Annotated in this window: 24 protein-coding genes and 1 tRNA gene; 8 read left to right on the forward strand and 17 right to left on the reverse strand. The window is 67.1% G+C overall.

What is annotated here, in order from left to right; translation table 11 throughout:
• Window positions 1–56: 56 nt before the first annotated feature.
• The 3 genes from ACSLUQ_RS16185 to ACSLUQ_RS16195 all read right to left on the reverse strand — a co-directional run bounded on the left by ACSLUQ_RS16185 (window position 57) and on the right by ACSLUQ_RS16195 (window position 2,533).
• Entirely contained in the window at window positions 57–737 is a 681-nt protein-coding gene (locus ACSLUQ_RS16185) for an LON peptidase substrate-binding domain-containing protein (RefSeq protein ID WP_461809108.1), read from the reverse strand.
• Between the two features lie 158 nt (window positions 738–895).
• Window positions 896–1,888, reverse strand: a complete 993-nt coding sequence (gene trxA / locus ACSLUQ_RS16190) for a thioredoxin (protein WP_461809109.1) — start codon at window positions 1,886–1,888, stop codon at window positions 896–898.
• 111 nt (window positions 1,889–1,999) lie between these two features.
• Window positions 2,000–2,533 carry a prolyl-tRNA synthetase associated domain-containing protein gene (locus tag ACSLUQ_RS16195; RefSeq protein WP_461809110.1) on the reverse strand — a complete coding sequence of 178 codons (534 nt, stop codon included), beginning with the start codon at window positions 2,531–2,533 and terminating at the stop codon, window positions 2,000–2,002.
• Between the two features lie 361 nt (window positions 2,534–2,894).
• On the opposite strand from ACSLUQ_RS16195, the gene ACSLUQ_RS16200 reads away from it, so the two are divergent.
• A tRNA-Gly gene (locus ACSLUQ_RS16200) sits at window positions 2,895–2,969 on the forward strand.
• 156 nt (window positions 2,970–3,125) lie between these two features.
• On the opposite strand, the gene ACSLUQ_RS16205 is transcribed toward ACSLUQ_RS16200, so the two are convergent.
• The 5 genes from ACSLUQ_RS16205 to ACSLUQ_RS16225 form a co-directional block, all read right to left on the reverse strand.
• The gene (locus tag ACSLUQ_RS16205; RefSeq protein WP_461809111.1) at window positions 3,126–4,430 is read right to left on the reverse strand and encodes a TRAP transporter large permease; all 1,305 of its coding nucleotides are present in this window, start codon (window positions 4,428–4,430) and stop codon (window positions 3,126–3,128) included.
• On the reverse strand, window positions 4,427–4,909 hold the full coding sequence (locus ACSLUQ_RS16210; protein ID WP_417771475.1) for a TRAP transporter small permease: 483 nt from the start codon (window positions 4,907–4,909) through the stop codon (window positions 4,427–4,429). The genes ACSLUQ_RS16205 and ACSLUQ_RS16210 overlap by 4 nt, the downstream gene beginning before the upstream one ends.
• Window positions 4,910–4,981: 72 nt before the next feature.
• Window positions 4,982–6,046, reverse strand: coding sequence for a TRAP transporter substrate-binding protein DctP (gene dctP / locus ACSLUQ_RS16215; RefSeq protein WP_417771474.1), 1,065 nt, complete (start codon window positions 6,044–6,046; stop codon window positions 4,982–4,984).
• Between the two features lie 29 nt (window positions 6,047–6,075).
• Window positions 6,076–6,870, reverse strand: a complete 795-nt coding sequence (locus tag ACSLUQ_RS16220; protein ID WP_417771473.1) for an alpha/beta fold hydrolase — start codon at window positions 6,868–6,870, stop codon at window positions 6,076–6,078.
• Entirely contained in the window at window positions 6,870–7,421 is a 552-nt protein-coding gene (locus ACSLUQ_RS16225) for a cupin domain-containing protein (protein WP_417771472.1), read from the reverse strand. Before ACSLUQ_RS16225 ends, ACSLUQ_RS16220 begins: the two co-directional genes overlap by 1 nt.
• Window positions 7,422–7,586: 165 nt before the next feature.
• On the opposite strand from ACSLUQ_RS16225, the gene ACSLUQ_RS16230 reads away from it, so the two are divergent.
• Window positions 7,587–8,537, forward strand: coding sequence for a LysR family transcriptional regulator (locus ACSLUQ_RS16230; protein ID WP_417771471.1), 951 nt, complete (start codon window positions 7,587–7,589; stop codon window positions 8,535–8,537).
• 109 nt (window positions 8,538–8,646) lie between these two features.
• Here the strand turns inward: ACSLUQ_RS16230 and ACSLUQ_RS16235 are convergent, their stop codons facing one another.
• Both ACSLUQ_RS16235 and ACSLUQ_RS16240 read right to left on the reverse strand, forming a co-directional pair.
• Window positions 8,647–10,677 carry a methyl-accepting chemotaxis protein gene (locus tag ACSLUQ_RS16235; RefSeq protein ID WP_461809112.1) on the reverse strand — a complete coding sequence of 677 codons (2,031 nt, stop codon included), beginning with the start codon at window positions 10,675–10,677 and terminating at the stop codon, window positions 8,647–8,649.
• Window positions 10,678–11,145: 468 nt separating this feature from the next.
• A complete protein-coding gene (locus ACSLUQ_RS16240; protein WP_461809113.1) occupies window positions 11,146–12,165 on the reverse strand; it encodes a LacI family DNA-binding transcriptional regulator in 1,020 nt (339 codons plus the stop codon).
• Between the two features lie 170 nt (window positions 12,166–12,335).
• On the opposite strand from ACSLUQ_RS16240, the gene ACSLUQ_RS16245 reads away from it, so the two are divergent.
• From ACSLUQ_RS16245 to ACSLUQ_RS16265, 5 genes are read left to right on the forward strand one after another with little or no spacing between them, the layout of a single operon-like run.
• On the forward strand, window positions 12,336–13,415 hold the full coding sequence (locus ACSLUQ_RS16245; RefSeq protein WP_461809114.1) for an ABC transporter ATP-binding protein: 1,080 nt from the start codon (window positions 12,336–12,338) through the stop codon (window positions 13,413–13,415).
• A gap of 35 nt (window positions 13,416–13,450) precedes the next feature.
• Window positions 13,451–14,419 (forward strand): ABC transporter substrate-binding protein, encoded by a 969-nt coding sequence (locus ACSLUQ_RS16250; protein WP_461809115.1) that lies wholly within the window; start codon window positions 13,451–13,453, stop codon window positions 14,417–14,419.
• A gap of 4 nt (window positions 14,420–14,423) precedes the next feature.
• Entirely contained in the window at window positions 14,424–16,157 is a 1,734-nt protein-coding gene (locus ACSLUQ_RS16255; RefSeq protein WP_461809116.1) for an ABC transporter permease, read from the forward strand.
• A complete protein-coding gene (locus ACSLUQ_RS16260) occupies window positions 16,145–17,275 on the forward strand; it encodes an MBL fold metallo-hydrolase (RefSeq protein ID WP_461809117.1) in 1,131 nt (376 codons plus the stop codon). The genes ACSLUQ_RS16255 and ACSLUQ_RS16260 overlap by 13 nt, the downstream gene beginning before the upstream one ends.
• The gene (locus ACSLUQ_RS16265) at window positions 17,272–17,862 is read left to right on the forward strand and encodes a dual specificity protein phosphatase family protein (RefSeq protein WP_461809118.1); all 591 of its coding nucleotides are present in this window, start codon (window positions 17,272–17,274) and stop codon (window positions 17,860–17,862) included. The genes ACSLUQ_RS16260 and ACSLUQ_RS16265 overlap by 4 nt, the downstream gene beginning before the upstream one ends.
• A 51-nt stretch (window positions 17,863–17,913) precedes the next feature.
• Here ACSLUQ_RS16265 and ACSLUQ_RS16270 read toward each other — a convergent pair whose 3' ends face one another.
• The 7 genes from ACSLUQ_RS16270 to ACSLUQ_RS16300 form a co-directional block, all read right to left on the reverse strand.
• Complete coding sequence (locus ACSLUQ_RS16270) at window positions 17,914–19,200, reverse strand: class I SAM-dependent methyltransferase (protein WP_461809119.1); 1,287 nt, start codon at window positions 19,198–19,200, stop codon at window positions 17,914–17,916.
• Window positions 19,201–19,679: 479 nt separating this feature from the next.
• Window positions 19,680–20,315 carry a septation protein A gene (locus tag ACSLUQ_RS16275; protein WP_417771462.1) on the reverse strand — a complete coding sequence of 212 codons (636 nt, stop codon included), beginning with the start codon at window positions 20,313–20,315 and terminating at the stop codon, window positions 19,680–19,682.
• Window positions 20,316–21,653: a signal recognition particle-docking protein FtsY gene (ftsY, locus tag ACSLUQ_RS16280; protein ID WP_461809120.1), complete on the reverse strand. Its 1,338-nt coding sequence runs from the start codon at window positions 21,651–21,653 to the stop codon at window positions 20,316–20,318.
• 4 nt (window positions 21,654–21,657) lie between these two features.
• Window positions 21,658–22,956, reverse strand: a complete 1,299-nt coding sequence (gene mtaB, locus ACSLUQ_RS16285; protein WP_461809121.1) for a tRNA (N(6)-L-threonylcarbamoyladenosine(37)-C(2))-methylthiotransferase MtaB — start codon at window positions 22,954–22,956, stop codon at window positions 21,658–21,660.
• Complete coding sequence (dapF, locus tag ACSLUQ_RS16290; protein WP_417771459.1) at window positions 22,953–23,861, reverse strand: diaminopimelate epimerase; 909 nt, start codon at window positions 23,859–23,861, stop codon at window positions 22,953–22,955. The genes mtaB and dapF overlap by 4 nt, the downstream gene beginning before the upstream one ends.
• Before the next feature lie 248 nt (window positions 23,862–24,109).
• Window positions 24,110–25,027 carry a pirin family protein gene (locus ACSLUQ_RS16295; protein WP_461809122.1) on the reverse strand — a complete coding sequence of 306 codons (918 nt, stop codon included), beginning with the start codon at window positions 25,025–25,027 and terminating at the stop codon, window positions 24,110–24,112.
• Between the two features lie 143 nt (window positions 25,028–25,170).
• Window positions 25,171–25,674, reverse strand: a complete 504-nt coding sequence (locus tag ACSLUQ_RS16300) for a L,D-transpeptidase family protein (RefSeq protein WP_461809123.1) — start codon at window positions 25,672–25,674, stop codon at window positions 25,171–25,173.
• Window positions 25,675–25,923: 249 nt separating this feature from the next.
• On the opposite strand from ACSLUQ_RS16300, the gene ACSLUQ_RS16305 reads away from it, so the two are divergent.
• Complete coding sequence (locus tag ACSLUQ_RS16305) at window positions 25,924–26,607, forward strand: response regulator transcription factor (protein WP_417771456.1); 684 nt, start codon at window positions 25,924–25,926, stop codon at window positions 26,605–26,607.
• Window positions 26,608–26,685: the final 78 nt, after the last annotated feature.

Consider the following 26,685-nt stretch of genomic DNA (forward strand, 5'->3'; position numbering starts at 1 on the left):
GGTCCTCGCGGCCGGCGCGGCCCCTGCCGCGCCCTTTTTTCGACGGTCGGGCGATCCTATTGCAGGATCACCCCATCGTCGCCCTGTTTGCGCGCCATATCCACCTCCGTCAACGCCACCAGCGTCTCGGCGCGGGTGCGCAGGTCCGGCGCCTCGAGCAGCGCCTGCTTCTCCGCCGGACCGTAGGGGCTCATGATCGACAGCGCATTGACCAGCACCTCCGTCGAAGCACGCTCTATGCTGCTCCAGTCGGCTTCGAGGTCATTGGCGTCGAGATAAGTCTTGAGCGTGCGGATCAACCCGTCGCGGTCGACCTCACCCTCGCCCCGGCCAGCCTCGAAGTCGCCGGGAAAGGCCTCGCTTGAAATCCGGCCGATGCGGAAGGGCGTCACCGTTTCCAGCTCCTCTTCCAGCGTGAAGCGGGCTACGCCGGTGAGCGACACCAGATAGCGCCCGTCGCCGGTCTCCTGCAGCGCGACGATGCGCCCGGCGCAGCCGACCGAAACCAGAGGCGGGGTTTCCTGCGCCGATGCGCCGCCTTCCTCGAAGTCCGGCTGGATCATGCCGATCATCCGGTCGCCGCGCATCGCCGCGTCGATCATCGCCACATAGCGGGGCTCGAAGATGTTGAGCGGCATCTGCGCCTGTGGCAGCAGCACGGTGCCCGACAGCGGAAAAAGGGGCAAGGTCGAGGGAATGTCGGCCGGGCCCGAGTAGCTCTTGTTTCCTGCGCGCATGACATGGCCCTCCGTTTCTCCGCGCGTCCAGCGCGCGGCGTCATACCGGACATATGGACACGGGCACCACATCCTGCCAGTCCACGCCGCCCCGAAGGGCGGTGGCCGACAGGACGAAGGCGCCTGCGCCCGCCCGCTCTCGCGTCAGGGTATACGTCTCAGCTGAACAGAACGGATGACAGCTTCCGCCGGCCATAGCCCGTCGCCGGCTCTTTCGCGCCCCAGGCCTCGAAGAACTGGAGAAGCTGCTTGCGCGCACCGTCCTCGTTCCATTCCCGGTCGCGGCGCACGATCTCGATCAGGTGATCGACGGCGAGCTTCTTGTCGGGCCGCGCGGACAGCGCCACCGCGAGGTCGAAACGGGCCTGGTGATCGCCCGGATCGGCCTCGATGCGCGCCTCCAACTCGGCGAGGTCGCCAAGACTGGCGGCCTGCTCGGCAAGCTCGATGGCCGCCCGCGCGGCCAGGATCGCCGGGTGGTCCTTGGCAACAGTCTCCGGCGCGGCCTCAAGCACCTGACGTGCCTGATCGAGTGCATCGGCGGCGACGTAGCACTGGGCAAGTCCGCCGAGCGCAGCGCCGTTTTCCGGCTCCTGCGTCAGCGCCGCGCCGTAAAGCTGGGCGGCGCGGCCGAGGTCGCCCGCCTCGCGCGCCGTCTCGGCTTCGGCGATATAGGTCTCTGCCTCGCTCGGGCCCGCGGGGCCGGTGAGACGCTCGATGAACGACTTGATCTCGCTTTCGGGCTGCGCACCCATGAAGCCGTCGACCGGCTGGCCATTCTTGAAGGCGATGACCGCCGGGATCGACTGGATACCGAGCTGGCCGGCCACCTCGGGGTGCTCGTCGATGTTCATCTTGGCAAGCACCACCGCGCCACGCGCCTCGGTCACCGCCTTTTCCAGCGCCGGGGTCAGCTGGCGGCACGGCCCGCACCAGGGGGCCCAGAAATCGACCAGAACCGGGCGCTCGCTGGAGGCATCGATGACGCTGGCGCGAAAGTCCTGGGTGGTCACGTCACGGATGACGTCGCCGCTGGCGGCAGGCCGGGCAGAAGCCGTGGGCGTCGGGGCGCCGCCTCCCATGCCACCGCCCATGCCGCCACCGAACGCGCCGCCAAAGCTGCCGCCAACCGAATATCCGTCATTGCTCATCTAAAGCATCCCCATGTCCCCGGTCCGCTCCGGGGCCGGCAACACGGGGCCGGGGCGGAGAAGACGCGCGTCGTTTTCGTGGCCCTAACATGGGCACCGTACGGCCCAAATTCAAACGTCGTTCCCCGCCTCCGCGGCGGCCTCTTCCCCGCTCACCGCGATCACCTGCGGATCGTGGCCGCAGGCGCGGGCGAAGACCAGCAGGTCATCCCGGCAAATGGTCGTGGTCGCGATGTTTTCCAGTGGATGAAAATTGAGCGGATCCACCGCCATCATCGCCGCGTCGAAGATCGGCGTCACCTGCTGTGCGTCGCGGTCGTTGTAGAGCGCGAAGGGCGTCACCGACCCCGGCCGCACGCCCAGCGTCTCCATCAGCAGCTCCGGCTTGCCGAAGGACAGCCGCCCCTGCGCGCCGATCCTGCGATGCAGAGACTTGAGATCGATCTCCGCGTCCTGCAACGCGACGACAAGAAAGATGCGGCCCTTCTTGTCCTTCAAGAAGAGATTCTTCGTATGCCCGCCGGGCATCCGGTGGTGGATCTCGGTGGACTCGCTGACCGTGAACACCGCCTCATGGTCATGTGTCGTCGTCTCGATGCCGAGGCTGTCGAGAAAGGCGAGAAGATCGGCGCGGCTTGCCGGCATGGAGCATCTCCGGACTGGACCGGGCGAGCCGGCCGGGCTGACAATGAAGGATCGGGACACGCCCTTTCCCCTCCGGTCTAGCGGCGCGGGACGCCGCGCACAAGACGCGATGCGACCTGCGGCAACGATCGCCCCGCCCGCGACGTCCCGCCCTCCGGATGACCGCCTTCCTGGCCGAAAGGGGCCTCCCAGGAGGCCGGGTCACGGCCGCTCCGGCTTGAAAAGACGCAAGAAATCCACCGGTCATCCACAGCAGGCGACCCTTGCGGGGGAGTTGAAAAAACACTGTTGCAATCCGTCGCGCGTTGGTTCATATACAGCCCACCTCAGGCGCCGGCCACGGCTGGCGCCACTGACTGATGCGGGCGTAGCTCAGGGGTAGAGCACAACCTTGCCAAGGTTGGGGTCGTGGGTTCGAATCCCATCGCCCGCTCCAGTCACAGAGGAAATAGCGGGACAGGCTGCCGAAAGGCAGCCTTTTTTGCGTTTGGCATTCGTCCGCACAGCCCCCCCCTTCGCGACCACCCTCGACACGACAACGGGCACGCGGTTACCCGCGCGCCCGTGCGTCGCAGATCGTTCTTCCCGGCATTCAGAGAAGCGAGGGAACCAGGGTCGCGAGCGCCGGGAAGATATAGACCAGAGCCGCGATGGCGAGGATCATCGTCCAGTAGGGCGCAAGCCCGCGGAACACCTCGGATAGCCTCAGCTCCTTGTCGGGTATCGCCGCCAGCACGACGAAGGCGCCGATACCGAAGGGCGGCGTCAGCACGCCCGCCTCGATGACCAGGATGCCGACGATGGCGAAGACCACCGCGTCGATCCCCATCGCCTGCGCGATCGGCCAGAACAGCGGCACCGTCAGCAACATGATGGAGATGCTGTCGACAAAACACCCAAGCACCAGCCAGATCGCCGCCATGACAAGGATCGTGCCGGTCGGCCCCAGCTCCAGCGTTTCGAACAGCACGCCCACCACCTGGGGAATGCCGGCGAGCGCCAGCAGCTTGGAGTACATCGCCGCACCGAGCAGGAGCAGCATGATCGGTGTCACGACCATGCCCGCCTCGCGGGTCGCATCGATGATCGCCGCCCGGCTCATGCCCTTGGCCAGCGCCAGCAGGAGCGCGCCGCACAGCCCGACAGCGCTGCCTTCCGTCGGCGTGAAATAGCCACCCCAGATGCCTCCCAGCGTGACCACGATGATCGCCAGCATGCCGCCGATGCCAACCGGGTCGGGCCGAGGCGCGCTGTCCGGCAGCGTCGCCGTCTCACCGCCGGTCACTTCCGGACTTCGGATCGCCCTCACCATGCAATAGAGACCAAAGAGCGTGGCCAGCGCGATCCCCGGCAGGACGCCGGCGGCGAAGAGGCGGCCGATCGACTGTTCCGTCAGGATCGCCCAGACGATCATGAAGACCGAGGGCGGGATCAACAGGCCGAGCACCGACGACCCGGCAATGCAGCCGGCGGCGAAGCTGCGTTTGTAGCCGGCCGCCTGCATCGAGGGATAGGCGATGTGGCTGAAGGTTGCTGCCGCGGCGACCCCGACGCCGGTGACCGCGGCAAAGAGCGCATTGCCGGCGACGGTGGCCACCGCCAGCCGCGCCGGCACCCGGCTGAAGCTGCGGTTCGCGGCGGAAAAGAGATCGCTTGCCGCTCCCGACCGGGCGATCAGCAGACCCATCACCGCAAACAGCGGGATGACCATCAGGTTGTAGTCGCGAAGGCCGTCGAAGGCCGTTTGCTCCAGCAGGCCGAGCGTCATCCACCAGTCCTGGAACAGCAGGTAGAGACCCACGGTCGAGCCGATCAGGAAGGAGAGCGCGATATGGACGCCGGCCAGCGACAGGATGAAGATCAGGCCGAGCGCGATCACCGCGGTTTGTTCGATCATCGGGAGGTCCTTTGCAGCGACATGCGGGCCTTGGTCAGGAAGGCGATGGCGAGCAGGCACCACAGCACGGCAACCGCGAGCCGTACCGGCCATGCCGTCACGCGGAAGGCGTCCGTCCCGAAGAATTCATGGGTGCGATAGGCTTGCATCGTCGGCTCGACGGCGATGGCGGCAAGGCACAGGAACAGGGCCGCGCCGACGAGATTGGCCGCCCCCATGGCAAGTGACAGGAGCCGTTCCGGCAGCTTTTCCAGAAGCAGCGTCATTTGCAGCAGCCTGTCCTGCAGCAGAGCCTTCATCGCTTGCAGGAAGGTGACGAGCACCAGGGCGATCGCCACCAGATCGGCGGTGCCGGCAAATGGTTTCCCGAAGGCGATCCGCGCGACGACGTCATAGACGATCAGCGCCGCCGAAAGGTAGACGACGAGGCTGCCGATATCCGCCAGCAGGCCGGCCGCCCGTTTGATGAAACGTTCCATGTCTCTCCCCCGTTGAACGGACTGCACCAGCGGATGGCCGACCGGGCACCGCCCGACCGGCCATCCAACGGCTCAGAAATGATAGTCCGTGGGGAAGGTGTAGCCTTCTTCTGCGAGAATGCGGATGTAGGCCTTGAGCACATCCGCCGTCGGATAGTCCCGGTCGGCGAGACCGGCTACCGAAGTGGCCGGGATCTCCGCCACCGCCTTGGCCCAGCGCGCCCGCTCCTCGTTGGAGAGATCGCGCACGGTGATGCCCTCGGCCTCGAGGCGTTCGGCCACAGCCTTGTCGCGCTCGGCGCTGCGTTCGGCCACGATGACCGTGGCCTCGGCCGCCACCTCGTCGATGATCCGCACCACGTCCTCGGGCAGCCGCGCGCGGGTGTCCTCGTTCATGAAGGCGACGAAGGTCGACAGCGATCCGAAGCCGGTGCGGGTGAAGGTCGAGGCCACTTCCTTCAGCCGGAAGGCCTCCATGCCGGAGATGAAGAACAGGCTGCCCTCGGCAAGGCCGGTCTGCATCGCCTGATAGTGCTCGCCAATGCCGAGATTGACCGGCACCGCTCCAATCGGCACGAACAGCGGCGCGTTGGTGCCGGCCATGGCGATGCGCCGCCCCTTCAGATCGTCGATGGACGTCCAGTCGAAATTGGTGGCAAGCCCGTAGGCTTCCGTCACCATCATCGCCAGCACATGCGCGTTGTAGGGCTTCATGCTATCCTGAAGGCTCGGCACCTCCTTGAGCATCCGTGTGGCGACACGCCCCTGCAGCACCGGATCTGCGGTGGTGAAGGGCACCATGGCGCTGTAGTTCAGCAGCGCCGCGCGCGATTGCTCGAAGCCAATGGGCGAAAGCCCGATGTCGAGCGTCCCGCGCTGCACCGCCTCGATGGCGCCGTCGACCTTGGCGACGCTGCCGCCCCAGGCCTTGATGAAGCGGATGTCGTGTCCAGTCCGCTCCTTGACGCGCTTTTGAACCTCATCGGCGAAGAAGCCGTCATAGGTCGCGATATAGGTGAGACCCGTCGTGTGACCGCCTCCCATGCGCAGCAGAAAGCTGTCCGCCTGCGCCTCCACTGCGGAGGCCGCCAGCAGCGCCACCCCGCACAAACCCTTGATCCACGTGCCCAGTTTCATGTTTTTTCCCTCCCAGGTAGTTCGGTTCGTCAGATCGACGCCAGCACGGCTTGCGCGAATTCCTCCGGTGCATTGACATAGGGATAGTGACCACCGCCCGTCCGCCGGTGGTCGGCACTGCTCCAGGTTTCCCGAAAGCGGGTCCTCGCCGGGGCCCTGACGATCGGATCGTCGTCGCAATCGATGACCGTCACCGGCCCCCGATAGCGCTCCGCCAGCGGCACCGGCGAGGAGGACGTGACCTCCAGCAGGCGCCCCTTCAGGTCTTCCGCCGCCAGCCATCCGGTCATCGCCGAGAGCAACAGGCCGGACAAAGCGGTCTTCGGCCCTGCCGCGGCGCGGTCACGCCATTGACCGCGCAGATCCTCCGCCGGCGTCGCCTCGATCGCCGCATGATCGAAAAGCGGGTTCGGCTTCAGGTCCTCCGCCTCGACAAAGCCGTTGCACAGGACGAGCCTGGAGAACGGCCCCGTGGCGAGGGCATATTGCAGCCACCAGGCGCTGTAGGAACAGCCGAGCCCGACCGGCGACACGAGCCCGAGTTCGCCGGCAAGGCTCTCCGTTTCGCGTGCCAGCTCCCGCGGCGCGAGCGTGCCTGGATAGTCGACCAGGATCGGATCGCACCCCCCGTCCCGCAGGAGCGGGGCGACATGGCAGAAGAACTCGGAGGTGCCGCTTGCCCCCGGCAACAGCAGGACGGGTCGCCCCGCCGGGGCGACACCGTGGCGATAGGACAGGCGCCCGCTCCGGCTGTGCGACTTGGGAAAAGCCGCATCCAGCTCGGCAAGCGGCGCGCCCGTCGGTTGCGTGGTCGCGTCGGCCATCAGCTTTCCAGCAGACCGCGCTCGCGCAGCTCGTCCATGGAGTCGGGCGAGAACTCCGCCTTCGGCTGATTGCCGCTGATCACGAACATGAGCAGATGCTCCTTGTCCGGCTCGTCGAAGGTGATGTTCTCGAACCGGCGCTGGACGCCCGGCGGGAAGGAGACGACATCATGCGGACCGAGCTCGAAAGCCTCGACCGCACCGTCGACCTCCCACGAACACCGCCAGCGCCCGGTCATCGGAATGAAGGTCTCGTTGGTGTCGTGATTGTGCATCATCGGTCCCTTGCCGGGCTTCGCATGGCAGTAGCCCAGGTTGAACCCCTCGGAGATCTTGATGGAGGCATTCTCCGCCGCCTGCGCACCGACCGGCGAGGTCGTCGCCACGTCCGATCCCTCGGGCGGCTGGAAGCCGACGACGTTGTAGAGCGTGCGCTTGCAGTCGGGATGATCGCTGTCCGGCAGGCCGCCGTCAAATCCCTTCAGTTCCGAAAACAGAGCCACGCGCTTGCGCATCTCGTCCCGGGTTACGCGGATGGTCTTCAGAGCCATTATGTCCTCCCTTGGCAGTCTGCTCACTCCGGTCAATTGCCGGAATTCCCCTCCGGACAAATGCGGAGAGCTATCAGGAAGAACAATGAAGGCTGTGGAATGTTTGCAGCAATCGGCTGCGCTTGATATGGACTATCAGGAAATCGAATAATTCAAGAGTATGAAATGGCTGGCTTCGATTACAGCCTGAAGGACCTGCGGGCGCTGGACGCCCTGCTGCGCGACCGGCACGTAAGCCAGGCCGCCGCGCGCCTCGGCGTCAGCCAGCCGGCAATGAGCATGACGCTCAAGCGCCTGCGCGAGGTGTTCGACGATCCGCTGCTGATCCGCCAGGGAAACCGCCATGTCCTGACCGACGTGGCGCGTGGCCTGCACGAGCGCGTGCAGATCCTCATTCGCGAGATGGAAGGCCTCGTCGACGACAGCGGCGGCTTCGACCCGGCACGCTCCCGGCGCACCTTCACGCTGATCCTGACCGACTATATCGACGCCATCCTCATTCCCTCGCTGCAGCGCCGTTTCCGCGAGCTTGCGCCGCACATCAGGCTGCGCATCGTCGGACCGGACCCGTTCCGCCTCGCCCGCGTCTTCGGCGAGGGCAGCGTCGACCTGACGGTCTCCTACTTTCCAGATGCGCCGGGAGACCTCATTTCCAGGCGCATGTTTTCGGATCGCATGGTCTGTCTGGCGCGCCGGGGCAATCCGGCAATCGCCGAGCCGCTGTCGCTTGCCCGCTTCTGCGAGCTTGAGCATGTGGCGATCGAACCCGCCGAGGCGACGATGTACCGTGCCGTCCTCGATGAGGCGCTGGCCAGGATGAACCTGGTCCGCCAGGTTGCCATTTCCAAGCCGGATTTCGTCGGCGTCCCCTTCCTGCTCGAGCGCTCCGACCTGGTCGCGACCATGCCGGAGCGTCTCGCCAAGCTCTTCACCGCCCGCTTCGATCTCGTCACCTTCTCGCCGCCCCTCGACCTGCCGCCGCTCGACATCCAGATGATGTGGCACAAGAGCACCCACCTTTCCCCCGCTCACGTCTGGTTCCGCTCGCAGGTGATCCAGGTGTGCCGCCCGCAGTCATCGGAAGGAGGAGACATGTTCTCTGGCCCGCTCGCCTGAAGAAAATCGGGAGACCGAGGGGGAAGGGACTGAGAGGAAGAATGGCCGGTCGACAACACCCCGCCGGAGCACGCTTGCGCGCCCCGGCGGGAGATGCGTGACGCCTGTCTCAGGCGGCCCGAACCGTCTCCAGGAAACGGTCCATGACCTGACGCAGGGTCGCCGATTGCGCCGCCAGTTCTTCCGCCGCGGATTCCACCTGGCTTGCGGCGGAGGTCGAGTCCGCGGCGGCGGCGTTGATCCCGACGATGTTTTCCGACACCTGCTGCGTGCCAGCGGACGCCTGGTTGACGTTGTGGGCGATCTCCTGGGTCGCGGCCCCCTGCTCGTCGACGGAAGCCGCAATGGCGGCGGCAACCGCGTTGATCCGCTCGATCACATCCGTGATGCCAACGATGGCCGACACGGAGGCCTTGGTCGATTCCTGGATCTCGCCGATCTGGGTCGCGATCTCGGATGTCGCCTTTGTCGTCTGCTCGGCGAGCTGCTTGACCTCCGCCGCGACGACGGCGAACCCCTTGCCCGCCTCTCCCGCCCGGGCTGCCTCGATGGTGGCGTTGAGGGCGAGAAGATTGGTCTGGTTGGCGATGTTGTCGATCAGGTCGACGACGTCGCCGATGCGGTTTGCGGCGTTCGACAGTTCGCGAACCTTGGTCGCGGTCATTTCGGCATCGCCGACGGCCTGGCCGGCAACCCGCGCCGACTCGTCGACCTGGCGCTTGATCTCGCCGATCGAAGAGGCAAGTTCCTCGGCGGCCGAGGCGACCGTCTGCACGTTGGCCGCCGCCTCGTTGGAGGCATTGGCGGCGGCGTTGGACCGTCCAGCCACCTTCTGCGTCGCCGACGCCATGGTGGAGGACGCGGCCTTGAGCTGGCCGGACGCGCCCACCACGCCGGTGACGACATTGCTCATGGAGCTCTCGAACTCGTCCGCCAGCCGCATCATCGTGCTGCGACGCTCCGTCTCCTGCTCCGCACGGGCCGCGGCGTCGGCGGCGGCCTTGCGCCCTGCCTCTTCCTCGGCACCGACCCGGATCCGATCGACGGCACGGGCGATATCGCCGATCTCGTCGCGGCGTTCCGCCCCAGTGATCTCCTTCAGTCTCTCGCCACTGGCGAGCCGACGCAGCGCGTCCGTCAGCTTGGCAATGGGTCCGGCGATGCCATGGGCGAGAAGCCCCATGCCGATGACCGCAACAACCGCGACGACGAGCGCGGCGACCATCTGCCAGATGACGTCCGTTGCCCTGCGATCGCCCAGCGCCTTCGACAGCTTGTCGGCTTCCGTCATCACCACGGAACGTGGCACGGAGATGATCACCGACCATGTCTTGCCGGTACGCCCCAGCGGGATCGGCGAGAAGACGTGCAGGACGCCGGCCGCCTCGTCGAAGCGGATCACGGCCTCGCCCTTGGCAAGAATAGCCTCATCGCGCGACGCCTCGGCGTCGATGGCGGTAAGCGGCCCGCCAATCGCCGCGGGATACTCGGAAGAGGCGACCACCAGGCCGTCATTGGAGACAATGGAGACATTGCCGGCGCCGTTGTAGACGGTGCCCTTCACCTTGTTCGCCAGGGTCTGGACGAAGGAGAGATCGAAATCCGCGCCCGCGACGCCCTTGAACGTGCCACCCACGAGAACCGGGACGGACATTGTGGCAAGGGAGACATGCTTGCCCTGGACCACATAGGGCAGCGGCGCGAGAATGCTTTCCTGCCCGGTGGTCTGCGGCCCGATGAACCAGCCGCCCTTCATTACACCGTTGGGATGAAGCTCACGGCTGTCGTACTCGACCAGCGGCTGCACGGCGATCTTGCCGGCTGCGTCGCGCGTCCAGTAGGGCAAGGCGCGACCGGTCGCGTCCGCGCCGACCGAAACCTTGTTGACGAAATCGGCGTCGGCGCCGTCGAGCGCATTGGGCATCCAGGCGCTGTAGGTGCCGTTGAACCGGTCATTGTCCTTGAGAACGCCAAGCAGGATGCCGTTGAGCTGGTCGCGGCGCAGTCCCTTCGGCGATCCGCCATCGCTCTCTTCCGCCGCAACGACCGCCAGGCTGTGCGCCATTGCGCGTGCCGCGTCGAAAGCGCTGTCGACCTCCGTGCGGATGATGCCTGCCTGCGTGGAGGCGAGGCGGCTCAAGGATTCCCTCGCGGAGGCTTCAAGCAAACCCTCCACGTTGTTGGTCACGAAAGTTGCCGTTTCACTCGCCGAATAGACACCATATCCGACAAGTGCTCCCGTGGCAGCAATAACACAAGCCGCTGACATCGAGACTATTTTAAACTTCACCGAGTGAATGTTCACTGAAATACTCCTAATTCCGGTTCGGCATTTAAGAGAAACAGGCGGAAATTCCTCGGCAAATCTGATGTCAATTGATTTACCCAGCGTAAATTTTGAAAGCTACAAGTAAAACTACGCAGAGGAAATACAACTCGGGAATTGAAAAATACCCTCCCTGATAGGGTGGCGGGATAAAATGTCGCAGGCAAAAGCGGCCGGGACGGACAAAGGGGAGCGAGTTGCATGAAACGAAGCCCGCGGGCCGAACGCAGGGCCAGGCTTCGGACAGCTGCGGGTATACGCTCGACCTCGCTGCGCCAGTTGTCAGCTCGACCCGCGCCGCAGAAGCTCGACCGGCACCAGGCGTTCCTGCCCCCTCGCGTCCTCGCCCCGCGGCGCGTCCAGAATGGAGACCACGGCAGCCACGAAGTCCGGGATCGACTGGGCGACGGTCGAAAGCCCGTGCGACGCCCAGGCCGCTTCCGCGATGCCGTCGAAGCCGACGACGGCGAGACGGTCGGGCACGCTGACACCGAGTTCGTGGCGCGCCGTGTTGAGAAAGCCGAGCGCCGTTCGGTCGGTGACGCAGAACGCCGCCTCCAGATCCGGCGCCACTCCGTCCGGGCCAAGCAGCGCACGGGCCGCCATGGCGCCGGCGTCGTAGTCCTCGCGCCCCTGCGCCCATTCGAGGGCCGTAAGACCCGCCTCCGCCAGCCTGTCGCAAAAGCCCGCCGCCCGCCTCAGGCGCGTTGGCGTCTCGGATCCGCTGCGAATGACGGCAAGACGGCGGCGCCCCCCCGACATCAGATGTTCGGCCGCAAGCCGGCTGCCCGCGATATCCTGCGTGCGCACGATGTCGACGGTCGCGCCCTGCGCCTCGCGGTTGACGAGGATCATCCGCTGCCGGCCCTTCAGGCACTGTTCGACGATCTCCGTCGGCGGTGCGCCGGACAGAACGATCACCGCGCGCACCCGGTATTCAAGCACCAGCGTCATCAGCGCGCTCATGTCGCGCGCGCCGGCGTTGAGCAGCAGTGTCGGCTGCCCCCGCTCCATCAGCGCGGCACTCAGCGCATCGAGCTGGCTGGCGATGAAGGGCTCGGCCAGGTTCGAAGCGACGATGGCAATGAGATCCGACCGGTTTGCATGCAGCCCCCGCGCCAGTCGGTTGACGCTGTAGCCGAGCTCCTCGGCCGCCTTGGTCACTTTTTCGCGCACCGCCGCCGACACGCTCGCCCCCGGCGTGAAGGTCCGTGACACGGCCGACCGCGAGACGCCGGCATGGCGTGCCACGTCGGCGGATGTCACGAAGCCGCCCTTTCCCGACACCCCATCCTCACTCATGACGCCCTTTCGTCCCCATTGAAAAGCCGGCTAATTACGTCCAACTCCCCGCCCCGCATCGTCACAAAACTGAAGCACGCATAGCCTAGTTTGCACACGAGTGCAGTCAAGCGAGAAATCGGCCGAAAAATATTTTTCTCGATAGATGACAATAGGTTAGGAAGAAATCCGTGGTTGGCATTGCCCTTGATAAGGTCACCAAGCGCTATGGCGGGACGGAGGTCCTCGGCGCCGTCTCGCTCGATGTTCGACAGGGTGAGTTTGTCGCCATTCTCGGCCCCTCCGGGTGTGGCAAGACCACGCTTCTGCGCCTGATCGCCGGCTTCGAGACGCTCGACGATGGCGCGATCCGGCTTGGCGAGCGGGAGGTCTCCACGCCCCGCTTCAGCCTGCCGCCCGAGAAGCGCAACGTCGGCATCGTCTTCCAGAACTACGCGCTATGGCCGCACATGAGCGTCGCCGGCAACGTCGGCTACGCGCTCAAGGTCGCCCGCCTTCCCAGCGCCGAGCGCAAGCGCCGCGTCGCCGTGGCGCTTGAAACAGTCGGCATGGTCGAGCACGCGGACAAGGCTCCGGCCGAGCTGTCCGGCGGCCAGCGCCAGCGTGTCGCCCTCGCCCGCTGCCTCGCCGCCGATCCGAGCGTGATGCTCCTCGACGAGCCGCTCGCCAATCTCGACGTCCACCTGCGCGCCTCCATGGAGCGCGAGTTCGTCGAGTTCCACGAGCGCACCGGCGCGACAATGATCTACATCACCCATGACCAGGCCGAGGCGATGGCGCTTGCCGACCGCATCGCCGTGATCGATCACGGCCGCCTGATGCAATTCGCCCGGCCCCGCGATCTCTACCGCGAGCCTGAAAACGAGATGGTCGCGCGTTTCATCGGCAACGGACTGGTGCTTCCCGGCGAGGATGTCTCCCTGCTGTCGCCGGGCACGGGCCGCGCCATGGCACGCGTCTTCGGCACGCCGCAGACCCTGCGCGCGAGCGCCAGGCAGCCCTCCTTCGCCCGCGCCGCGCTCAGCGTCCATCCGGACGACCTGCGCCTCGCCGAGACGCCCGGCGAGGGATTTCCCGCCACCGTCGAGCGCGTCATCTACCGCGGTGGCCACTACCAGATCGACTTTCATCCCGATGCCTCTCCCGACCTGGCGCTGACGCTGAACGCGCCGATCGACCGTTCGCTTGCCCCCGGAGCCCCGATCTCCGTGCGCATCGAAGACGGCTGGGTGATCCCCGCCGCAGCCTGACCCTCCTCCAAGCCTTGCAATCCGAGGAAAATCCCATGCGCCTTGCTTCCGCAACTGCCCTTGCCCTCGTGCTCCTCGCCGGCACCGCCCATGCCGAGAAGCTCGTTCTCTACACCTCCCAGTCGCCCGAAATCGCACAGGAAACGGTCGATGCCTTCCAGGCAAAGCACCCCGACATCGAGGTCGAGTGGACCCGCAACGGCACCAGTCAGCTCATGAACGTGCTGCGCGCCGAGATCGAGGCCGGCGCGGTCAAGCCGGACGTCCTCCTGGTCGCCGACACCATCAACCTCGGCCAGCTCAAGGCCGAAGGCCGCCTGATGGCCTATCCCGAAGCCCCGGTCAAAGGCTACGACAAGGGCACCTACGACAAGGACATGACCTTCTTCGGCACGAAGATCATCTCCACCGGCATCGCCTACAACACCAAGACCGCCAAGCCGGTGACGAGCTGGTCTGAGCTCCTCGACGAGGGCAACCGCGGCCAGGTCGCCGTTCCCAGCCCGCTTTATTCGGGCGCGGCGCTGAACCACCTGCACTCGGTCATCGCCGACCCGTCGATCGGCTGGTCGTTCTACGAGAAGCTCGCCGACCTCGACATCGCTCCGCAGGGCGGCAATGGCCCGGCGATCAAGGCGGTGGCGAGCGGACTGGCAAAATACGCCATCGTCGTCGACGCCAACGCGCTGCGCGCCAAGGCCCAGGGGTCGCCGGTCGACTTCGTCTTCCCGAAGGAGGGCGTCTCTTTCATCACCGAGCCGGTCGCAATCATGTCCACGGCCAAGGCCCCGCAGGCCGCCAAGGTCTTCGTCGACTTCCTGCTCTCGCGCGAGGGCCAGGAGCTCGCCGCCCGTCAGGGCAACCTGCCGATCGATCCGGACGTGACGCCGCCGGCCGGCTTCCCCAGGCTTTCCGAGATCAAGCTGCTGCCGCTCGACGCCGACAAGGCCGTGGAGACCGACGGTGCGGTGCGCGAGCAGTTCACCGAGATCTTCGGCGGCTGATCGCATGACCGACATGGCATCCGCTCTGTCGCGGGAGGGCCGGCGCCTGCCGGCCCTCACCGTTTCCACGCAAGGGATCGTGCTGGCGCTGATCATCGGCTTCGTCGGCGTTCTCTCGCTGGCGCCGCTGGTGCGGCTCGCCGTCACCGGACTGGCACCCGAGGGCACGCTCGATCTCGACCGTCTCGCCGATCTCTACCTGAACCGGCGGGTGATCGCCGCGACAGGCAATTCGCTTTATGTCGCCGCCGCCTCGACGCTGCTTGCCGTCGCCGTCGGCACCAGCGCCGCGGTGCTCGCCGCCCACACCGACATGCGCGCGCGAAGCGCCTGGGTCTTCGGCTTCGTGTTGCCGCTGATGATCCCGCCGCAGGTGACCGCGCTTGCCTGGGTGCAGGCCTTCTCGCCCTCCAGTCCGGTGCTCGGCGCCCTCGGCCTGTCGCTGCCGCCGGGCGTGCGGCATCCGCTGTTCTCGTCCTCCGGAATCGTCTTCCTGCTCGGCCTCTACAACGCCCCGCTGGTGTTTCTCACCGTCCGCGCCGCGCTCAACCGCCTGCCGGCCAATCTCGCCGAGGCGGCACGCGCCTCCGGGGCAGGCAGCCTGCGCCTTCTCTTCACCGTGCTCCTGCCGCTCGCCCGCGCCGGCATCCTCGCCGGCGCCGCCCTTGCCTTCGTCTCCGCCATCGGCAACTTCGGCATCCAGGCGATGCTCGGCATTCCCGCCCGCTATCCGACGCTGGTCACGCTGATCTACCGCAAGCTCAACAGCTACGGCCCGGCGGCACTGTCCGACATGGCCTCGCTGGCGCTGCTGCTGTCGACCATCACGGTTGCCGCGCTTGCCCTTGCCGGCTGGGCCAACCGGCGCGGTGATCTGCGCGTCGATGCCACCGGCGGCACCATCCGCCTGCCGCTCGGACGGGCGCGCCCCGTCGTCGAGATCGGCGCCTGGGCCTTCCTTCTCGCGACCCTGGCGCTGCCGCTCAGCGCGCTCGCGGCCACCTCGCTCGTCACCGGCTACGGGCAGGAACTCACCGCCGCCACGCTCACCCTCGAGAACTACGCCAACGCCCTCTTCGCGCACGCGGCGATCCGCGAGGCCTTCGCCACCAGCTTCACGCTGACCGCCGCCGCTGTCGCCGTGCTCATCGTCGTCTCCCTGTTCCTCGCCTACTTCCTGACATGGCGGAAGGGACCGGAGGTGCGTGCCGTCCACATGGCGGCCGAACTCTCCTATGCCCTGCCCGGCATCATTCTCGGTGTCGCCATGATCCTGTTCTTCCTGAAGCCTTTGCCCGTCCTCGGGATCAGCCTCTATGGAACGCCCTGGATCATTCTCGCCGCCTATCTGTCCAACTTCCTGGCGCTGGCGCTCAGGCCGATACTCGGCGGCTTTGCCCAGGTCGACCGCGCGCTGGAGGATGCGGCGCGGGTGTGCGGAGCCGGTTTCCTGACCCGGATGCGCGACATTGTCACCCCGCTGGTGGCACCCGCCGTCTTCGCCAGCGGCATCCTCCTGTTCATGACGATCCTCAACGAAATCCAGGTCTCGATCCTGCTCGTCTCCTCCTCCACCCGCACCATCGGGCCGATGATCATCTTCCTCGAGGAAGGCGGCTCCTCGACCCTTGCCGCCGCCGTCGGCTGTCTGATGGTGGTCATCGTCCTGCTGTTCATGCTGGGAGCCTCGGCGCTCTCCGCGCGCCTGCCCCGGGGGGCGCTGCCTTGGCAAGACTGACCAGTCTCAGCGGCCTTGGCGGGAAACTGCCGGCCGCCTTCCTGCTCGAGATCGCGAGCCGGCGCATCCTGCTCGACCTCGGCGAGGGGCCGGAGCCCGGCGTCTTTCCCGATCTCTCCGGCGTCGGTCCGGTCGATGCGCTGGTGTTGTCGCACGCCCATCAGGATCACTGCGGCGGACTGCCCCTGTCGCCATGCGTCGGCGATCCGCCGGTCTATGCGACAGCGGCAACCTTCCGCCAGATCGACGAGGCACGCCTCGCCGCCCCCCGCCGCCGCCTGCTGCCCGACGCGGGCCAGGCGCGCATCGCCGGGCTTCCCGTCACCCTCGGCCGGTCGGGCCATGCCCCCGGCGGCATCTGGATCCATGTCGATGTGGACGGCGGGTTTCTCTATACCGGCGACTGGTCGTGTGAATCCGCGCTGCTGCCCTTCGACCCGCCGCCGCCGGCCGGCTGCCTTCTCACCGATGCCTCCTATGGCGACCGGTCGGAGCCGCTTGCCGGCCAGATCGCAGCCGTCGCCGAGGCCGCCCGGGCGGGCGCGGTGCTTCCGGTGCCAGCCGGCGGACGCGGACCGGAGGTCGCCCTCGCGCTTGTCGGACACGGCCTGCTGCCGCGTCTCTGCCCGGTGATCCATGCCGAACTCGCCGGCATCGCAAGCGGCGCGGACGAGGTCGGAACGCCCCGCCAGAGGGCCCAGGCCGCCGCATTGCTTGCCGCCCAGCCGACCGGGAACTGGCAGGCGCGTGACGTCATCATTGCGACGGAGGCGAATGGCGAGGCCGGTCTTGCCGCAACGCTTCTCGCCCGCAGCGACGAAGGGTTCCGCTTCCTCTTTTCCAGCCATGTGCCCGACGGCACGCCGGCCGCCGCCCTGCTTGCCGCGGGCAGCGCGCGCTGGCTCGGCTGGAACGTCCACCCCCGCCTTGCCGACACGCTGGCGCTCGCCGAGGCGACCCGTGCGATCCATGTCCTGCCCGCCTTCGCCCGCCCCGAGGCGATGACCGCCTTGCGCGCGGGCCTGGGAGCGCGCATGACGCTCGCGCGCACCCTCGACTTCGGCCCCTCGTCCGCCACGCACCAGTCCTCAGCTTCAGAAAAAGAAACAGCAAAATGACCGAGCCGACGCCACGCACCGCCCCGCTCACCGAGGCCGAGGAGGACCGTCTTCCGGTCCTGATGCCCGTTTTCGACACGAAGGCCGCCCGGCTTTTCATCGGCAACAAGGTCGCCGCCGAGTCTCCCGACCTGCTGCTTGCCGGGGAGGTCACCTCGACCATGAACCTTGCCGTCAACATCGAGATGCGGCCGCTGACGCTTGCCGACGGCACCGCCGTCCGGCGCACCCACATCGGGCTCATCGACGGGCCCGGCAACACACCGACGCATCTTCTCGGCGCGGTGCTGACCGTTGCCGGCATCCTCGGTCAGGCGAGCCCGGGAAAAGCCCATTATCCGCCGCACCGGCCCGGCAACCTGCTGGTTCACTGTCGCGGCGGGCGCTCGCGCTCGGCAACCGTTCTGGCGCTCTATCTGACCCTTGCCCATGGCGAGGCCTTCCCCTCCTTCGAGGCGGCGATCAACCATGTCCGCGCCAGGCGCGGTCTCGGCACGGATCAGCCCCAGCCGGCGATGCTGGACCTGGCCGCCAGGGCGCTGGAACTCGTCGGATCCGCTCCCCTGCTTGGCCAGGGAAACGGCTGACCCGGCCGCATCGGGCAGGTCTCCCTTGCCAAGCATAGGCCGGCGCGGCGGCTAGTCGCCGGCGCGGGCGACCTTTTCCGGGCGCATCGGCCCGTCCGACGCGTCACCGGCGGCGCCCTCGCGCCGGGCAAGCATGCGCTCCGCCTCGCCGATATAGTCGCGGGTCAGCGGCAGCGTATCGTTCGCCTTGGCGATCTGGATCTGGAAAACCATCAGGTCCTGCCAGCGGAACGCCGCTTCCGACCCGGCCAGATAGAAGTCCCACATCCGGCAGAAACGCGCGTCGTAGAGCGCTTCCGCCCTCTCCCGGTTGGCGTGGAAACGCGCGCGCCAGTGGCGCAGGGTCTCCGCATAATGGAGACGCAGGATCTCCACGTCGGTGACCACCAGCCCCGAACGCTCGATCGCCGGCAGCACCTCGGACAGCGCCGGCATGTAGCCTCCGGGAAAGATGTGCTTGCGAATGAAGGGATTGGTCGCGCCCGGCACGCCGCTGCGGCCGATCGCATGCAGCACCATCACCCCGTCGTCGGCGAGCAGCCGCGCGCAGGTCTCGAAGTAACCGCGGTAGTGGTTGACGCCCACATGCTCGAACATGCCCACCGACACGATCCGGTCGAAGCGCGTGTCGAGGTTGCGGTAGTCGCGGATCTCGAAACGGACCCGCTCCGACAGGCCATCCGCCTCCGCCCGCGCCCGCGCGACCGCGTGCTGCTCTCCCGACAGGGTGACGCCCAGCACCTGCGCGTCGAAGCTTCGGCCAAGATAGAGCCCGAGCCCGCCCCAGCCGGAGCCGATGTCGAGCACGCTCAGCCCCGGCCGCATGGCAAGCTTCGCCGCGATATGGCGCTTCTTGGCGGCCTGCGCCTCCTCCAGCGTCTGCCCCGGATGCTCGAAATAGGCGCAGGAATATTGCATGTCGCCGTCGAGAAAGAGCCGGTACAGCTCGCCAGAGAGGTCGTAGTGGCGCTGAACGTTCCGCTTCGACCGGCCGGCGCCGTTGAGCTGGTGGAGCCGCCGCCCGAGGATCCGCAGCCGGTCGATGAGCCGGCTCCAGAAGCCCGGCGCGCTGTCGTCGCCCAGGTTCACGAACGCCAAACGCAGGAAATCGAGGACATCGCCCTCGAGGATCTCCAGATCGCCCTCCATGTAGGCCTCGGGCGCCGCGAGCATTGGATCAAGCGCGATCGCCCGTGCCGCGCGGGCGGAGCGAATGTGGATGTGCACCGGCTGTCCGGTTCCATCGCCAAAGGTTTCCGGCCGACCGTCCGGGCCGGAAACCGTCAGCGAGCCAACCTGGATCAGACGCGCCATCAGGCGCCGTAGCAACGTGTTCATGACGTCAGTCCCCTCCAACCAGGATACGCGCCACGGCCCTGCCCCGGCACGACGGCCGAACAGGGCGGCGGCACTCGATCAAAGTGTGAGGCGCGGCTCCGGAACGTCGAGGCCGGTGAAAGGCCTGGCGCGCGCATGGGGACCGGATGAAAGGGCGCGCGACCGCCAGGGCGGCGGCCCGCGTCGAAGGTCGATGCGCCGAAGCGCCCGCCGCTGAAGTGGCATGCCCGGGTTCAATCGTCTCCGTTCAATCGTCTCTGTTCAACCGGTTCCATCGACTTCGGGTTTGCGCGAGTGGATCCCGGACGCGGGAAGACCGGGTGCACGCGCCTTGAATCTGGCGCCCAGGCGAGAACGGTCAAGGCCCGCCCCCAAGGGGCTCCAGGCCTCCAGGGTGACGCCGATACGGAAGGTGTATGGAAAGGATAGCAGGCCTGGCCCGTTCCGCCTGCCCTGTTTTCAGGCAGCGGACGGCGGACCTATTCGCTCTCGCGCTCCAGCGTGTGCCGGTTGATGAGCGGCATTTGCGCAAGCGTGAAGACAATGGTGATCGGCATCACCCCGAACAGCTTGAACGACACCCAGAAGTCGGTCCCGAAGCCGCGCCAGACGACCTCGTTGAGCACGGCGAGGAAAAAGAAGAACACGCCCCACCGGAAGGTCAGTTTGCGCCACCCCTCGTCGTCGAGGTGGAAGACGCTGTCGAACACATAGCCGAGCAGCGACTTTCCGAAGAAAAGGCCGCCAAGCAGGATCGAGCCGAACAGCACGTTGACGATGGTCGGCTTCAGCTTGATGAAGAGGTCGTCGTGCAACCACAGCGTCAGCGCGCCGAAGACGAGCACGACGACGCCGGATACCACCGGCATGATCGGCAACCGCCGGGTCAGCGCATAGGACACAGCGAGCGACAGGGCGATGGCGACCATGAAGACGGCGGTCGCCAGGAAGATCGGATCGCCCAGCGCCTTCAGCGCCGGGAAGCTGGCTGCCAGATCCTCACCGCGCGCGTTGGCGAAAAAGAACAGCACCAGCGGCCCCAGCTCGAGCACGAGCTTGAGGAGCGGCGACAGGTCCTTGCGGTCCGCGGCATTGGGGCCGTGCTCGAATTCCATCTAGCGTGTCTCCCGTCCGGCGATCGCATTGGCGAAGTCCTCGGCCCGGAACGGCTCGAGATCCTCGATGCCTTCGCCGACGCCGATGAAATGCACCGGCAATCCGTATTTGGCGGCAATGGCGACGAGGATGCCGCCGCGGGCGGTGCCGTCGAGCTTGGTCATCACCAGCCCGGTGACCCCGGCGACGCGGCCAAAGATCTCGACCTGGCTCATCGCGTTCTGCCCGGTCGTGGCGTCGAGTGTCAGGATCACGTCGTGCGGCGCCGTCGCATCGTGCTTGCGGATGACGCGCACGACCTTTTCCAGCTCGGCCATCAGCTCGGCGCGGTTCTGCAGCCGGCCGGCGGTGTCGATCAGAAGCACATCCACCTGCTTCTCGTTGGCCATCTTCATGGCGTCGAAGACCAGGCCGGCGGCGTCCGCGCCGGTGTCGCGGGAAACGACCTCGACGCCGGTGCGCCCGCCCCAGATCCTGAGCTGCTCCACCGCCGCCGCGCGGAAGGTGTCGCCGGCGGCGAGCATCACCGTCTTGCCCTCCGCCGCGAGCTTGGCCGTCAGCTTGCCGATGGTCGTCGTCTTGCCGGTGCCGTTGACGCCAACGAAGAGGATCACCTGCGGCCTGTGCGCGCCGGAAACCTCCAGCGGTCGCGCCACCGGCTCGAGCACCCGGGCCACTTCCTCGGAGAGGATCTTCCTCACCTCGTCGGGCGAAACCTGCTTGTCGAACCGGCCATCCGCGATGCGCTCGGTGATCGCCATCGCCGTCTCGATGCCGAGATCGGACTGAAGCAGCAGATCCTCAAGCTCTTCCAGCGTCGCCGCGTCGAGCTTGCGCTTGGTGAAGAGCGAGGAGATGCCGCCGGTCAGCGAGGCGGAGGAGCGCGACAGGCCCGCAGTCAGCCGCGACAGCCACGAGCGGCGCGGTTGCGCCTCGGGCTCGGGCTCGGGCTCGGGCTCGGGCTCGGGCTCGGGCTCGGGCTCGGAAACAACATCAGTCTGCGGCGCAGCGGCCAACGGTTCCTCGGCCTCCACGACGGACACGGCCGTCACATCGTCGGCGAGAGGTGTAAGGCTGTCGACGCCATCTTGCGCCTCATCGGCGACGTCCGCTCCGGGCTCCGCCGCCCCGTCCGCGCTTGCCGGCGGCAGGTCGCGCGCGGCGTCATCCCGCGTGTCGTCGGCGGCGTCATGTTCGCGACGGGCGGCCTCTTCCCCGAGATCCTCGCCGGCTTCCGCCGGATGCTCCTCCGGTGTCTCGCGAACGCTCTCTTCCGGTCGCGGCGCCCCGCGTCCGCCGAACAGGCGTCCGAGAAATCCGCGCTTTTCTTCGCTCATGCCGTCATGCCGCCTGTCGGTTCGCCGGTTTTCCGATGAGATGACGCCCGGTATGCCCGGTGATCTCCAGGCTGACAAGACCGCCCGGCTCCAGGCCGGAGTGCCCCTGCGGCAGATCGAGGGGGCTGAACTCCACCTGGGTGAACTGCTCGCTGCGGCCGAGCCCCTCGCGCTCCACGAGCACTTGCCGCGTCCGGCCGACCTCGGCGTCGAGATGCGCCTTCAGCGCCTGCTCGCCCTTTTCGCGCAGCCGCGCCGCGCGCTCCTTGACCAGCGCCCGACCGACCTGCGGCATGCGCGCCGCCGGCGTGCCCTTGCGCGGCGAGAAGGGGAAGACATGCAGATGCGTCAGACCGCAATCGTCGACGATGGCGAGCGTGTTCTCGAACATCTCCTCGGTCTCGGTCGGGAAGCCGGCGATGATGTCGGCGCCGAAAACCACGTCCGGGCGCATCGCCCGCACCTCCTGGCAGAAGCGGATCGTGTCGCCGCGCAGGTGTCGCCGCTTCATCCGCTTCAGGATCATGTCGTCGCCCGCCTGAAGAGAAAGATGCAGATGCGGCATCAGCCGCTCTTCGTCCGCGATGGCGCGCATCAGCGCCGGATCCGCCTCGATGGAATCGATCGACGACAGCCTAAGCCGGTCAAGCGCGGGAACATACTTCAGGATCTTGGCGACGAGATCGCCGAGCTTGGGGCTACCCGGAAGATCGGCCCCGAAACTGGTGATGTCGACGCCGGTCAGCACCACTTCGCGGTAGCCGTTGTCGACAAGCCGGCCGATCTGGTCGACGACCGCGCCCATGGGCACGGAGCGTGAATTGCCCCGGCCATAGGGAATGATGCAGAAGGTGCAGCGGTGATCGCAGCCGTTCTGCACCTGCACGAAAGCCCTTGCACGCCCCTCCAGCCCGTCGATCAGGTGGCTGGCGGTTTCGCGGACGCTCATGATGTCGTTGACGCGGACCTTCTCGGTTTCCTCGATGCCGAATTGCGCCACCCGCCCGTAGGAGGCGCGCTCCAGCTTCTCGGTGTTGCCGAGCACGAGATCGACCTCGTCCATGCCCGCGAAGGTTTCCGCCTCGGTCTGTGCGGCGCAGCCGGTGACGATGATCCGCGCACCCGGGTTGTCGCGCCGCGCCTTGCGGATCGACTGGCGCGCCTGGCGCACCGCCTCCGCCGTCACCGCACAGGTGTTGATCAGGATCGCGTCCTTGAGGCCGGCCGCTTCCGCCTCGCGCTTCATCACCTCGGATTCATAGGAATTGAGGCGGCAGCCGAATGTGACGACGTCGACGCTCAACGGACCACCTCGAGGATCGGACGGTCGCCCGGCGCGGTCTTCTCGAAAGTAAGCGTCTGCCGGTCGAGAGCGCCCTCGTACTCGATTTCGGTGTCGCCGGTCATCAGGATGTGATCGTCGCTCTCGCGCCATTCGATGGCGAGAGGACCGCCGGGCAGGTTGACGGTCACGCGCCGCCCGGTGCGCCTGTCGCGCGCCGCCGCGACGCCGACGGCGCAGGCCGCCGTCCCGCAGGCGCGCGTCAGCCCGACGCCACGCTCCCACACCTTGACGTCGATCTCGTGATCGGAAAGCACATGCGCGAGCGAGATATTGGCCCGCTCCGGGAACATCGGATGGTTCTCCAGCATCGGCCCGATGCGCTCCATGTCAAAGGCATCGATGTCGTTCACCCAGAAGATCGCGTGCGGATTGCCGACATTGACCACCGACGGCGTGTGCAGGATCGGCGCGTCGATGGGGCCGATCTGAAGCTCGATGGCCCGTGTGTCGTGAAATTCCTCGGCGAGCGGAATCTCGTTCCAGGCGAAGCGCGGCACGCCCATGTCGACGGTGACCTTGCGCTCCTCGCCTGTCGAGCTGGCGACCAGCAGCCCCGCGTTGGTCTCGATGGTGACGCTGTCGCGCCCGCATTCCGCCAGCAGCAACCGGCCGATGCAGCGCGTGGCATTGCCGCAGGCGTCGACCTCGCCGCCGTCGCGGTTGTGAATGCGCATGAAGGCGTCAGCCCCCGCGCGTGCCGGTTCGACGGTGATCATCTGGTCGAAGCCGATGCCGCCGTCGCGGGTGCCGATCCGGCGGATCTCGTCGTCGGTCAGACGCACGGCTTGCACCCGCGCGTCCCACACGACGAAGTCGTTGCCGAGCCCGTTCATCTTCAGAAAGGGTATGCTGTCGCCGCTCATCGCCGCACCGGATCCATGTCGCCCAGAGAGTCTGCCAGGTGTTTGCGCTGCTTTCGCGCGCATCGCGCCCGACCGGTCGCGCGGGCCGTCGCCGCACCCGCCGGCAGCGGCACCTTGCCGGCACCCTGCCATCCCGTTCGTTTACACCGCCTATATGGCTGAAAAGCGCGCGCGGTTCCAGTGCTGCGCGCGCGTATCGCGGATCAGCGGCCGCAGGCGGCTCCGTGCTTCGCGCCTGTCTCGCGCCGTCAGAACGTCGCGCCCTCGCGGATGAAGGTGCCGTTCTGCAGGTCGCTCACCGCCTGGATCAACTCCTGACGGGTGTTCATGACGATGGGACCGTGCCAGGCGACGGGTTCGCGGATCGGCGCACCGGACACCAGCAGGAAGCGGATACCGTGTTCGCCAGCGGTCACCGTCACCTCGTCGCCGGTTCCGAAGCGCACCAGCGTGCGGTCGCCGCTTTCGTCGCGCACATGCACCTCCTGCCCGTCGACTTCCTTTTCCAGCAGCACGCCGCGTGGTGCCGAGGCATCGCGGAACGAGCCCGAACCGGCGAAGATATAGGCAAACGCCTGCCGATAGGTGTCGATGGCAAAGCGCCGGGTGCGTCCGGGCGGCACCGAGATGTCGAGATAGCACGGATCGGCGGCGATGCCGTCGACCGGGCCGCTCCGGCCCCAGAAGCTGCCGCAGAGCACCCGCACCGCCGTGCCGTCGTCGTCGATGATCTCCGGCACCTCGGCGGAGGGCACGTCCTGGTAGCGCGGACTGGTCATCTTCAGCGAGGACGGCAGGTTCGCCCAGAGCTGGAAGCCGTGCATCCGCCCGTTCGGATCGCCCTTCGGCATCTCCTGGTGCATGATGCCGCTGCCCGCCGTCATCCACTGGATATCGCCCGCCCCCAGCGTGCCACGGTTGCCGAGGCTGTCGCCGTGGTCGACCGTGCCGGACAGCACATAGGTGATCGTCTCGATGCCCCGGTGCGGATGCCAGGGGAAGCCGGCGCGGTAGTCCTCGGGGCGCTCGTTGCGGAAGTCGTCGAACAGCAGGAACGGGTCGAAGGCGGTCGGATCGCCGAAGCCGAACGCCCGGTGCAGCTTCACGCCCGCGCCCTCGAGGGTCGGCTTTGCGGACGTCAATTGCGTGATCGGTCTGACGGACATGGTCTCTCACCCCTTGCGGTGGCGCCCGCGCGGCAGGGCGGGTATCCCGCTACACAGATAGGCCATGAAAGCCGGCCCGCCATCGTCCCGCCTGCTGGACGCACCGTTCACGATGACGTGACCAATCGTTTCGCGACGTTCGCTCACGCTTCGACCGAAAGCACCGTCTCCGGGCCGATGCGGGCAAGCAGGTTGAGCATGTCGCGCCGGCTCACCGCCACGCAGCCTTCGGTTGGCGTGTAGCCGGGGCGCGCCAGGTGAAAGAACAAGGCGCTGCCCCGGCCGGGAATGGCGGGGGCGAGATTGATCTGCGGAACGACGACGACGTCATAGAGCCCATCGTCGCGCCACATCGCCTCGTGCGAGCCGGCGAAAGGCAGCGCCACGGGCCGGTTGTAGGCGGCGTCGCGCGGATCATCGCACCATCCAAGCCCCGGCTCGATCGCGACCAGCGGCAGGCGCGTGCGCGGTCGCGCCATCCGGTCGGCGCGGTAGAAGGCGAAAAGCAGCGGGAAACGACCGACAACGGTCTTGCCGTCGCCCTCCCGCTTGGCGACCGTGAGCCCGGCGCGGCCGAGCGCGCACGGGACCGTGATCGCGCCAAGCGTCAGCCGCCCGCGTGTCGCGCGCGGCGACAGCGCCCGCACGACCGCGCGGCCCTCCCCTCCCGCCGCTGCGTCGGCGGCGCGGGATCGACGGCGCGAAAGAAGCCGGATGCTTTTGAGCGGAACGGTTGTCATCGGCGGCTGGATCACCTTGCGGTCAAGGACGCGTGAACGAGATTTGTTGCCGAAACCCGGGCGCGGCGTCAATGCGTGCTCGCGCAAGCGTGTCGACTTGCCTAAGTGAGGGAAAGCGGATTTGAATGACACCATGCCCCTGAGAGAGGACCGACCATGAGCGCACGCAAGATCCTGATCGTCGACGACGACAACGATCTGAGGGACGCGCTGGTTGAGCAGCTGTCGCTCTACGACGAATTCGAGACCCAGGAGGCGGCCACCGCCTCCGCCGGCATCCAGGCGGCCGAGGCCGGCCATGTCGACCTCCTGCTCATGGACGTGGGTCTGCCCGACATTGACGGTCGCGAGGCGGTGAAGCTCCTGCGCAAGAAGGGGTTCAAGGCGCCCGTGATCATGCTCACCGGCCACGACACCGACAGCGACACCATTCTGGGGCTCGAGGCGGGCGCCAACGACTATGTCGCCAAGCCCTTCAAGTTCGCGGTGCTCCTGGCGCGCATCCGCGCCCACCTGCGCTCCCACGAGCAGAGCGAGGACGCCGTCTTCACCATCGGCCGTTTCTCCTTCCGCCCGGCGCAGAAGCTGATGACCGACGAGAAGGGCGGCAAGATCCGTCTCACCGAGAAGGAAACCTCGATCCTGAAGTTCCTGTATCGGGCGGGCGAGAAGCCGGTCACCCGCGACGTGCTGCTGACAAAGGTCTGGGGCTACAATTCCGGCGTCACCACCCACACGCTGGAAACCCACATCTACCGCCTGCGCCAGAAGGTCGAGCGCGATCCCTCGAATGCCGAACTGCTGTTGACGGAGGCCGGCGGTTACAAGCTGGTGCCGTGACGTCGCGCAGCGCGCCCCGGGATGACAACGAAAAAAGGACCGGCGCGGATGTCTCCGCCCGGCCCCGGTGACGCCTCT

The sequence above is a fragment of the Stappia sp. ICDLI1TA098 genome, from assembly GCF_054880955.1.